Source organism: Vibrio sp. 10N.286.51.E5 (assembly GCF_041469125.1).
Taxonomy (GTDB): domain Bacteria; phylum Pseudomonadota; class Gammaproteobacteria; order Enterobacterales; family Vibrionaceae; genus Vibrio; species Vibrio crassostreae_C.
On record NZ_JBFRJZ010000023.1, the window covers coordinates 61,698 to 72,763 of the forward strand.

The following is an 11,066-nucleotide window of genomic DNA, read 5'->3' on the forward strand; positions in this document are numbered from 1 at the left end:
ACGTTTTCGTCAGGGAAAAAAAAATGCCAAACCTTAAATTACGAAGTTTAAGCGCGATATTCTTCTTTGCTGTCACTCTTCCCATCGTAGTGTTAGCCGACGAGGGGCAAGATGTAGAGGAGGTAGCTAAAGAGCTAGCCAACCCAAACACAACGCTTGGCTCGATGTCCTTTAACTTGGATTGGACGAACTATCAAGGCGACTTAAATTCAGCGAACAGTCAGAACGGGTATCGCTTGAGCTTTCAACCTGTTCTCCCTGTGCCAATTGCAGAGCGAACCAACTTATTTATCAGACCAAATATACCTTTAATATTTGACCAACCCTATTACAAGGGCGATAGATTTGAAAATTCAGATGCAGGTCTCGGTGATATCGGCTTTGATGTGGCCGTTGGTCATACCTTTGAGAGCGGCATGATTGTCGTGGGGGGGATAGTGGGTACACTGCCCACCGCAACAAGCGATGAACTGGGTAACGATCAATTCTTACTCGGTCCAGAGTTTGCCTTAGCCTACGTACAAAGCTGGGGGGTTATCGGGGCGTTAATAACCCATCAATGGAACGCTGGCGGAAGCAATGACGCCGACGCGAGTATTACTGGTGGACAGTACTTCTATACCGCGAATCTAGACGATGGATGGCAAATTCAAGCGCAACCAACTTGGAGCTATAATCACGAAGCGAGCAGTGGAAATAAATTGTCATTCCCTATTGGTATTGGGTTCGCTAAGACGACTCTCATTGGTGGCAAACCCATCAAGTTTGGTCTTCAATACTGGAACTACATTGAAAGCCCTGACGCGTTTGGGATAGAGCATCAACTTCGACTGGTCATCACACCTGTTGTTGCTCTTCCTTGGTGATAACAGGTCGCAGGATAAAATTAGACATAAAAAAACCGCAGCGAACTGCTGCGGTCTTAAATTTGGCGGTGAGTGAGGAATCCGACTTATTTATTTAAGATACTGATATATATCCATAAAAAAACTCGCAAAGAGAGCGGTAATACTTATGGTAATACTTTTAACCAAGTGTCAAATTCATAAGTTACTGCATAAATTTTTAGGCTAAGGCAACTATACTTTATCCTAACGTACTTAACCTGCTTACAACCGCCAGCTAGTAATTCAGTCTATTTCAACATAAGTATAATAGCTTCTTCAACGGCATCAGTTAGGTATTTCCAACGGTACTGCAATAGCCATGCAGGCTAAGACCCCCGATACACGGTTACTCACTTTAATCCCTTTCCGCACAGAATCTCTGAGCCTTAAGAAGGTTCTGGGCATTTCTGAGTTACGAAATGGTGCGTGAGAAGTTTCTGGACAAAAGTGTGCTATGCGATTTGCTAATTTAGTGAGCAATGGATTAGTTTAAGTAAGTTAAATGAGATTTGTCTTAAAATAGACAAAAAGCACGTCGGGCAGCCAATTACTCAGTATTGTTTGCAGGAGCCGTTTAATTAGTAGTGTCTACTTTGGCCACATCAAGGTTCCAAGCATATGAAAATTAATTGAATGCTCGGGCTATCCTCCCATGCCCTTGATAATCGTATTTCACTGAGTTACTGCTAACGAATACTGATTCACCAGCTCTCAACACAACGTGATTATTTTGACTTGAAATTGCAACTTCACCTTCAATACAAAACAGTATTTCTGCGCTACGAACAAACTGTGCTTGGCTGGTAATCTCGACTGTCATTACTTCAAAGCAGAAGTCATCAACTGGGATCGGGTAGCTCACTTTATTACTCTCTTTATATATTGGTTTTAGCCGAATCTCCGCTGGTTCAATCGGTTCGAATGAGGTGTTATCTATTAACTCAGTTACATCAATGTGTTTTGGTGTGAGCCCTGCGCGCAAAACATTGTCTGAACTTGCCATTATCTCCAGACCAGTCCCCTGCACATATGCATGTGGGGTTTCGGCGTACAAAAACATTGCTTCGCCAGGTGCTAATTCAACAGTATTAAGCATTAGTGGAGAAAATAGGCCGATATCTCCAGGATAATGCCGCTTAAACTCAGCACTGTACTGCAGAGCCTCGCGCCCTATCATGGTTTTAGCCGGACGTCTGTGCGCCTCACCAAGTTCAGCCAGTGCCACCTTTTTACGTTCACCTTCAAGTGACATAATCGCAGCAAAGAACTCTTTTAGCGCTGCACTATCTGCGTGCTTTTCTAGCTCGGAAATTTCTTTCGCCAGACTTGGAATGTCGGCCTCTTTAAACAAAGTAATAATGTCTGCAATTGGGCGAAATCCATTCATCGCTTTATAAAAGGTTAAAGCGTAAACCAATTCAGGCTTATGGTTGGAATCTTTATAGTTTCTGTGCGCGGCATCTAGCGGAATCCCTCGTTGGTTTTCTCGCTCAAACCCTTGCTGCGCTTTATGTTTACTAGGGTGTACCTGAATAGAGAGTGGCATCTCTGCGGCAAGCACTTTGAATAAGAAAGGCAACTCCCCAAAACGTGCAGCGGTGTAGCCACCAAGAATATCTTGCTTGTTGTGCTCAATTACCTCAGCAAGAGGCTCTCCGGTACCATCGAGCCTAGAGCAGCCATTTGGGTGAGCACCCATCCAGATCTCTGCCTGTGGCTTGTGCTCTGGATTATTGATACCAAATAGGTTGTGAATGGAGTCTTTACTACCCCATGCATAGTTTTGGATGACGTTATCAAGCTTAAATAGAGACATACTACTTCTCTCCAAAAATCTGTGCGCCGACTTTCAAAGTAGCGGCAATATTGCGTGCAGTGCGAGTCAGATTATCGCCCGCCTCTGTCAGAACTTGTTCTAGTGGTTGTGGTGAACGAACCGTGCCAAAGGTGCTATCGACAACGTTGTAGAGTTCATCAATCTCTTTACCCAATGAGCCTGCAATTCCAATCACGGGAATACCTTGTAGCGTGGCTCGTTTAGCAATACCAAACGGGGTCTTGCCTTGCAGGGTTTGGTTATCCATCTGGCCTTCGCCAGTAATAACCAGATCCGTGCCCTGCAGCACTTGGTCTGCGTTTAAGGTGTCTAAAACCATCTCAATACCTTGCTTGATTTGGATATCAAATAGCAGTGATAAACCAAGAGATGCGCCACCAGCAGCGCCAAAGCCAAGTGTAGTTCGGTTATCTGTTCCAGTGAGATTGCTGCTGACCTCTCCAAAATGATTCAACGCGTCATCAAGCTGATCAATCAGTTCCGAGGAAGCCCCTTTTTGAGCACCAAAGATATAGCTAGCGCCGTTTTCACCAACTAATGGATTGTTGACATCACAAGCGATCACAAACTCGACCTGTTGGCATCGAGGATGGATATTGCTTAAGTCGATACGAGAAAGGTTAGAAAGAGCAGTACCACCCAAGGCAATCTCATTGCCTTGCTCGTCCAACAACTTGCCACCCAATGCTTGGACGATACCAGCCCCACCATCATTGGTGGCGCTGCCTCCAAGACCAAGCAGGACTTTATTTACACCTTTCTCAAGTGCCTCTTTGATCAACTCACCAGTACCATAGGTAGTTGCAAGGGCAGGATCGCGATCTTGTGGCGAAACTAGTTCTAATCCCGATGCTGAAGCTATCTCTATCAATGCCGTCTTACCGTCATCAAGCAGTGCCCAATGTGCATCGACGGTCTCACCTTGTGGGTTCATCACTTGGGTAGTTTGCACAATGCCATCTAACCCTTGCATCAATACATCGACCGTTCCCTCACCGCCGTCGGCCAGCGGTAGATGCACATACTCCGCTTCTGGGAATACTTGTGCAAAACCGGCTTCAACGCTTTGGCATACCTGCTTGGCACTAAGAGACTCTTTAAATGAATCGGGGGCAATTACAATCTTCATCTCGGTTCACCAACTCCGCCCAGTTGGAATCAGAGCGGAGGTTTCTACGGTTAAAAACTAGGATTAAAACTTCACTTGGAATGATTTAGCCTGACACGCATTAAGTGCACCAAAGCTCTGGCTAGCGACTTCGGTATCACGTACTCGCTCATCCAAGCTGGTCTCTTGCCATGAAGTCACTGGTTGAGTGAAGGTAACACCATCTTCAATCTGTCCAGATTCAGCCGGGTTGTAGACACGTAGAATTAAGGCATCTTCATCTTCCGCTTTCTTCAGTACACTAAGAACAGCTCCTTTCTGCTCTTTGGCAAGAAGCGAGTAGGTTAACGGCTTGTCTTGCTCACCGACGTTTAGCTTCATTGCGTTGTACGGGATCTTGTTGTAACACTCGATTGGCGTTACATAGTCTCGTGCTTTAGCCATAACGTTGGCCGCGATATGGTTGCCAGCAAAACCAAGTAAGCTGAATTCACACACCAACTTGCCGCGAGTTTGCGAGTCTGGGGTCGGGATCTTGATACCTGAAGGACGTCCTGGACGCAGCAACAACTCTTCTTTACCTAGAACTCCTACCCCACGCAGTAGAGTTAGAGCAAAGGTATCGCGTTCTTCATTGCCTTGGCTTGATACGACTTCAAACTCACGCAGACCATTGGTCATCAATGCCAGTCCACCTGTCTGGTTTTCAACCGCAGCAAAGTTCATCAGCTGGTACACAGGCACTGGCGCTTCTTTCCAGCTTTCTTGCTCCCATACTTCCATTGCAGGGTCGTTAGTTGGTCGAGTGATAAGGCCAAACTGGTTATCTGCCACCACATTTTCAGAGACAAATGGCGTTGGGATAAGCACACGTACTCGATGATCGTCTGCTTGATTATCTAGCTCCATACGGACTTCAATGCGGCGTGAACCGGCTTTAAGTACCACTTGACAATCGACATCTACATAGCCGTTTTGTCCTGTGCGCTCTTCACGCTCTTGCAGATTAGCTGGTACATCCATTCGCAGTTTGATGCTAGCAACCGATTGGAATCCTTCATGTTTAATATCGGTTTCGACTTTAAACTCATCTGAGTAAAGCAGCCACTCTTTGCGAGATGGCGAATAGTCGTACTCATCGCCATCGTCTGAACCATCTTCAATTTTTAGCACTTGGTCGTATGTCATCTCGGTTTCTTTGTCCAAGATGGTTAGGGTGCCATTGTCGTTCACTTTGATGGTGTAGAACTCATTCTCTAGCAGGTAATCTTTCTGCTCGGCAATCTTCTGAGCACCTTGTTCATTGCCTTGAATATGCAAGGTAGCAAAGCCCATCGCAGGTACAGATTGTTTAATCTGAATATCGTACTCAATAAACGGGTCATAGTTACCGTAGTGGACAATCTGGCGGTCAATCTTGCCTGGGTCGATCACTCGCTGATCTTGGATGAAGTACTCAACTGAGTTGCCGTTATCATCGAAGATGTTGAACTGCTCTGCACGAATAGTGATGGTGGTGTTGATCACCTCTTCACGTTCGTATGGCGATAGGTTAAAGAAAGCTAGCTTGTCGCAGCCTTCACGCGCTGGCATGTGGTCAACAATTTTACGCTTGTAAAAGGTGATCAGATTGCTCGCCATATCGTCGGCTAGGATGTAACGGTTAAGGATCTCCGCATGCACCTTGTCTGAACAGCAGCAACCAATAGAGTCATGGGCATGGTTCTTCATGCTCTCTTTCCACATTTTCTCAATCAAGCCATGGTGATATTCAAAACCTAGTGACCAAGCGATAGAAGCAAGAGGTTCTAGGATGTTGACGATCTTATTCTCTACCTGAGCGTGGATCAGCTTGATATCCATACGAGTTGACGAAATTGTACGGTGCACACGCATGTATTTGCCGTCGTTAAACTCGCCTTTTACTGTGTCTAATTGATCGCGTTCTTGCTTGATGCGGTCGAACACCTCTTCAAAGCGGCTCATCACAAACTCACGTTCTGGGTAAACCTCACGTAGCTTGTCCATCACCTCAAAGATGTCTTTTTGGATTGGCATCTGATCGTGACCATTCGGCAGCAGGATATCTTTGGTCACTGACGGTTTTTCTAACACCGGGAAGTATTTGTCTAGGCGAGCACGCAGCCCTTCTTCATCTTGAGGTAGGTACTTACCAATCGCATATCCAAGAGGCAGTACTTGTGCAGCTACTTCTGAACCATCATTAGATTGCCATAAGAACTCAGTTTTGTTGGTACCGTGACGCTCAGAGCAACCACGCCAGAACATCGCTGTATCGATATCAAATCCGTTATAGATCATCGGCAACTGTGAGCTCATTGAGAACGAGTCTGGCAAGTAACCAATTTTCATTGGCTCACCTAACTCTAGACAATCGCGTAGGCCGTACAACATGTTACGAACGATTGACTCACCACCAACCTGCATAGTGTCAGTTTGAGAGTACCAAGGGCCAACAATAAGTTTGCCCGCCTGAACTAGGTCACGTACACGCTCTTTATTTTCTGGCTTGATGGCAAAGTAGTCTTCAAGGACAGCGGTCTGACCATCAAGTACATAGTATTTGTATTCTGGATCGCTCTCCAGACGTTGCATGATCTCTTCCATGTTGTTCACCAGAAGAATACGAGACTCTTCAGTGGTGAAGTACCATTCGCGATCCCAGTGCATGTGTGGGGTAATATGAACGCGTGATTTAGTCATTGTTTTGTACCTGTAAAGACTGTGCTGTGCGACTTAAATGAGTAATGGCTTTTGAGTAAACGCTGAGTTATCCAAATAACTTTGAAGCAATAGAACCAAACAACCCTTTCTTCTCTTCAACTACTGGTGCAGATTCTTCGGCTGCCTGTTCAATTTGTTCTTCCTCATCGCTAAGAAGTGCAAAAATTTGTTCTACAGTTGTCGCGCTAAGTACCGCTTCACGAACTTCATCATCAATCAAAGTACTTGTCAGCTCGGTCAGCAGTTGCATGTGTGTAGAGCCCGCTTCAGCATTAGGAATAGCAATTAGAAAGATCAGATTTACATCCTCTTCTTCATCAATGCCCTGCCATTTCAAATCTTGTTTTAGGGTTGCGACTGCAAATGCTGCTTCTTTCACTGCGTCGGTTTTGCCATGTGGAACAGCAAGGCCTTCGCCTAGCGCCGTTGCACCATGCTCTTCACGGGCAAACACAGCTTTTAAATACTCTTCTTTGTCGTGCAGTTTGCCTTGTTGGTCGAGTTGTTCAGCGAGTGCTTCAATTGCAGCGTCACGACTTTCGAACGTCGTTTGTAGATTAATCAGTGATGAGTTGGTAAGCGTTGTAAGGTTCATAGTTTTAGCCCCGTGTTCACGTTCTTTTGGGTTATCTGTTTATGTGACAACAATAATACCAATCAAATACAAATAAACCATGATACAGATCTCACAAATATCACGATATGTATTAAATTGGAGTTAAAGTTCCATATTTGTATTCTTTATCATTATTTAACTGGGTAGAATTCGTATTATTCAAGTCAAAGGTCACACACTAAGACCTGTTAGAGTGGTTCTACAGGTTAATACGCAAGAGGTTAGCTAGGATATGACGACAAGATTACCCATGTACCGACAAATCGCTGATGCCATTAGAGATAAGATTAGCACCGGTATTTACAAGGTTGGTGAAGCACTACCGACAGAAGCACAACTCCGTGAAGAGTTCTCTGTCAGCCGCGTAACTATACGCCAAGCGCTTAAACTTCTAATCGAACAACAAGAGCTAGAAAGTATTCAAGGTAGTGGTACCTATGTAAAAGAGAGCAAAATAAACTACAACATCTACCAACAGAGCAGCTTTGCTGAGAAATGGGCTCATTTGCAGGGAGTAACACACAGCGATGTCTTATCTTTCGAGGTACAAGCCGCCTCATTAACGCTGGCCGAACACTTGGATATCAATGAAGGCGAGCGCATTTTCTACATCAAGAGAGTACGTTTCCTGGACGAGACCGCCATTACGGTTGAAGAGACTTGGATGCCAACGACTATGTTCCCAGACCTCAGTTACCAAGTGATGCAAGGGTCGAAATATGACTACATCGAAAAGCAAAAGAAGATGGTGATAGATAGAAGTGAGCAAGAAATCATGCCTGTCCTTCCACCAAGTGACGTGGCGACATTGCTTGGAGTCAATCCTACAGAACCTGTTATAGAAAAGCGTACTCGCGGATACCTAGAAAATGACACCATCTTCGAATATAGCCGAAACTATTTCACGACCAACAACTATAAATTTACCCTCACCTCTAAGCGCCAAAGGGCGAATACAAGCTATTCTATTTAAATAAGGGTTTTATTACTTAATGTCGCCTCGTAGCTATTTAGTGTTATATTTCAATGGTATATAGTCATAGTGCATTTTTGTATTACTTTGATACTAAGAACAATAAAAACAAATTAAATACAAATAATACAACTTGTGAGAATTATCACAGATGATTAAAACAAATTAAGTAAGAATATAATCATTGAGTGACCTATTTGTCGCTCAAATGACGAGAGACGACGCAAAGGAACATCAGATGAAAATCTTAGCGATTACAGCATGTACAGCCGGTGTAGCGCACACCTACATGGCGGCTAAAAATTTAGAAAAGAAAGCAGCCGCGCGCGGTTGGGAAATAAAGGTCGAGAAGCAAGGTGCGAATGGACTAGATGGAAAACTAACCGCACAAGATATCGCGCAGGCCGATGGCATTATCTACGCTGTTGACGTAGGCGTAATTGAAGCTGAGCGCTTCGAGGGGCTAACGTCTGTGCAAGGTAAGGTTAAAGATGGTATCAAAGCCGCTGATGAAATGCTTGATGCACTCGAAGAGAAGGTCAAAGCGGGTGGCTCAAATGCGAAAGCAGCCACGACGACCAACAAGTTTGCCGAGAAGGAAGAGAGCAACGACAATATGATCGTTAGTTTCTTGAAACTTTGGTACAAGGGCGCTCTTTCAGGCGTATCTCACATCATTCCTCTTGTTATAATCGGTGGTCTTTGTGTAGGTCTTCTAAATCTATTCTTCGGCTACGATTACACCCACCTTTATGATGAAGCGATACTGGTTGAATACACGGGCAAAACATACGCAGACCTTGGCATAATTAACGCCGCTGAAGGGTTAGCAAACAGTGAAATCGGTGCAATTAAGAAAGAAGTTTATGCAGCTATTGCACAGCCAGAAGCCAAAGCGCAGTTTGAGTCTTCGTTTCAAGGCATTATTCATTTCCTATACTACGGCACGTTAAAAGCATTTAACCCACTGTTAATCTGTGTGCTTGCAGCATTTACAGCTTACGGTATGGTCGGTAAACCTGGTCTAGCTCCTGGTTTCGTCGGTGGTTTCGTCGCTGTTGGTGGTGGATTCGGTAAGATCTCTATCATGACCGGCGGCTTCCTAGGTGGCTTAGTAGCCGGTGCAGCAGCAGCGTTATTTGTTATGCTTGTCCGCCAGATCAAAGTACCGAAAGTACTAGAGTCAGTGAAGATGATTATCATCACACCTCTACTAGCGGGTATCGCAACACTAATCTTTATGTATGCGGGCCCTGGTAAGTTCTTCGCGATGCTTAACAGTGGTTTGGTTGACTGGCTAACCTCAATGGGCACAAACAACCTACTGATTCTTGGTTTCATCCTCGGTGCTATGGCTTGTTTCGATATGGGCGGCCCGGTAAACAAAGCGGCTTACCTATTCTGTATCGGTGTTGGTACAAGTGGTGACTTCGCTGGTGATGCATCAATCTTTTACGCTGCCTTTACTGCTGCGAAATGTATCCCTGGTATGTCATTAGGCATTATGTCTGTCGTATTCAAACGTTTCTTCGATGAAGAAGATCGCTTGGCAGGCCCTTCAACCGCTATCTTAGGTTTCTGTGGTATCACTGAAGGTGCTATCCCTTACGCTGTAAAAGATCCAATGCGTATCATCCCTGCTCATATGATTGGTGGTGGTGTAGCGGCTGCATTAATTCTTTCTTCTAAGATTACTATTGGTACCGTAGCTGGCGGAGCAGTGTTCATGCTACCTGTCATCGGTAACCCTGTTGCTTGGCTGACTTACTTCGTCATCGGTATTGCAGTGTCAATGGCACTAACCATCGGATTAAAAGTAATAGGAAACCAAAAAGAAAAGAAGTTAGCTGAAACGAAAGCTTAACTCACCCTCACTTAGTATGCTCCAAAACTCCAAGCCTCCCCCGCTTGGAGTTTTTTTGTATTATCAGCTCACTCACTCAACAACCATTTCTTGTATTCAGTGCTTTAATTCGTATCATTAAGCCTCTAGAGGTGATCACAAGTCGTTGTCACCTATCTCTTTTGTATTGTTTTCGAGGTTTACATGGCAAGACTGCCCCTGTATCGCAAAATAGCTGACGCCATTCGAGAAAAAATCAGCAGTAAGATTTACAAGGTAGGTGAGGCGCTGCCAACAGAAGCTCAACTGTGCGAAGAGTTTTCTGCCAGCCGAGTAACCGTTCGTCAGGCGCTTAAACTTCTGATCGAAAATGAAGAGCTAGAGAGCATTCAGGGTAGTGGCACCTACGTTAAAGAGAATAAGGTTAACTACGATATCTACCAACAAAGTAGCTTTGCGGAAAAATGGGCTCATTTAGGTGGGATAACTCATAGCGATGTAATTGCCTTTGAAATTCAATCTGCCTCGTTAACACTAGCAGAGCACTTAGACATCAACGAAGGCGCTCGAATTTTTTACGTAAAACGCGTTCGTTTTGTCGATGACAACCCAATCACCGTTGAAGAGACATGGATGCCAGTCGACATGTTCCCGGATCTAACCTATCAAGTGATGCAAGGCTCGAAATACGATTATATCGAGAAGCAGAAAAAACTGGTGATAGATAGAAGTGAGCAGGAAATCGTGCCCATCCTCCCGGCTAACGATGTTGCTGAGTTGCTAGGCATCAGTCCTGCCGACCCGATCATTGAGAAGCGCACTCGCAGCTACCTACACGATGACACTGTATTCGAATATAGTCGCAACTACTTTAAATCCAGTGACTATAAGTTCACTCTAGTCGCAAAAAGACGGAAATCTCCCCGTTAACCTGTGGACGTTTTGAGTAAACTTGTAGAATGTTCGAATCGACTATTCAGATTACTATTTATAGGACAAACTTTCTTTAACAAGATAGCTATGAGTAAAAACACTAACGTGATGTATGGAATCCACT

Annotated in this window: 7 protein-coding genes and 1 pseudogene; 4 read left to right on the forward strand and 4 right to left on the reverse strand. The window is 44.6% G+C overall.

From position 1 onward, the window contains the following. Positions 1–23: 23 nt before the first annotated feature. Positions 24–866, forward strand: a complete 843-nt coding sequence (locus tag AB4161_RS08595) for a hypothetical protein (RefSeq protein ID WP_017062424.1) — start codon at positions 24–26, stop codon at positions 864–866. 646 nt (positions 867–1,512) lie between these two features. Here AB4161_RS08595 and manA read toward each other — a convergent pair. The 4 genes and pseudogenes from manA to AB4161_RS08615 all read right to left on the reverse strand — a co-directional run. Beyond that, complete coding sequence (gene manA, locus AB4161_RS08600) at positions 1,513–2,703, reverse strand: mannose-6-phosphate isomerase, class I (protein WP_102321457.1); 1,191 nt, start codon at positions 2,701–2,703, stop codon at positions 1,513–1,515. Position 2,704: 1 nt separating this feature from the next. Beyond that, positions 2,705–3,853, reverse strand: a complete 1,149-nt coding sequence (locus tag AB4161_RS08605; RefSeq protein WP_372083207.1) for a glycerate kinase — start codon at positions 3,851–3,853, stop codon at positions 2,705–2,707. Positions 3,854–3,916: 63 nt separating this feature from the next. Continuing rightward, positions 3,917–6,556 carry a mannosylglycerate hydrolase gene (gene mngB, locus AB4161_RS08610; RefSeq protein WP_372083209.1) on the reverse strand — a complete coding sequence of 880 codons (2,640 nt, stop codon included), beginning with the start codon at positions 6,554–6,556 and terminating at the stop codon, positions 3,917–3,919. A gap of 118 nt (positions 6,557–6,674) precedes the next feature. Continuing rightward, positions 6,675–7,172 (reverse strand): annotated as a pseudogene (locus tag AB4161_RS08615) (fructose PTS transporter subunit IIA); the annotation flags it as partial. A 253-nt stretch (positions 7,173–7,425) separates the two neighbouring features. Between AB4161_RS08615 and AB4161_RS08620 the strand changes: the two are divergent. The 3 genes from AB4161_RS08620 to AB4161_RS08630 all read left to right on the forward strand — a co-directional run bounded on the left by AB4161_RS08620 (position 7,426) and on the right by AB4161_RS08630 (position 10,939). Beyond that, positions 7,426–8,166 (forward strand): GntR family transcriptional regulator, encoded by a 741-nt coding sequence (locus tag AB4161_RS08620; RefSeq protein WP_241910602.1) that lies wholly within the window; start codon positions 7,426–7,428, stop codon positions 8,164–8,166. A gap of 238 nt (positions 8,167–8,404) precedes the next feature. Next, positions 8,405–10,030 carry a PTS fructose transporter subunit IIC gene (locus AB4161_RS08625; RefSeq protein ID WP_198594332.1) on the forward strand — a complete coding sequence of 542 codons (1,626 nt, stop codon included), beginning with the start codon at positions 8,405–8,407 and terminating at the stop codon, positions 10,028–10,030. A gap of 183 nt (positions 10,031–10,213) precedes the next feature. Further along, positions 10,214–10,939, forward strand: coding sequence for a GntR family transcriptional regulator (locus tag AB4161_RS08630; protein WP_102321452.1), 726 nt, complete (start codon positions 10,214–10,216; stop codon positions 10,937–10,939). Positions 10,940–11,066 lie beyond the last annotated feature (127 nt).

Excerpts from the sequence above, each read along its gene's own strand:
- AB4161_RS08595 (WP_017062424.1), top strand. The coding sequence starts at position 24 with ATGCCAAACCTTAAATTACGAAGTTTAAGCGCGATATTCTTCTTTGCT.
- manA (WP_102321457.1), bottom strand. The coding sequence starts at position 2,703 with ATGTCTCTATTTAAGCTTGATAACGTCATCCAAAACTATGCATGGGGT.
- AB4161_RS08605 (WP_372083207.1), bottom strand. The coding sequence starts at position 3,853 with ATGAAGATTGTAATTGCCCCCGATTCATTTAAAGAGTCTCTTAGTGCC.
- mngB (WP_372083209.1), bottom strand. The coding sequence starts at position 6,556 with ATGACTAAATCACGCGTTCATATTACCCCACACATGCACTGGGATCGC.
- AB4161_RS08620 (WP_241910602.1), top strand. The coding sequence starts at position 7,426 with ATGACGACAAGATTACCCATGTACCGACAAATCGCTGATGCCATTAGA.
- AB4161_RS08625 (WP_198594332.1), top strand. The coding sequence starts at position 8,405 with ATGAAAATCTTAGCGATTACAGCATGTACAGCCGGTGTAGCGCACACC.
- AB4161_RS08630 (WP_102321452.1), top strand. The coding sequence starts at position 10,214 with ATGGCAAGACTGCCCCTGTATCGCAAAATAGCTGACGCCATTCGAGAA.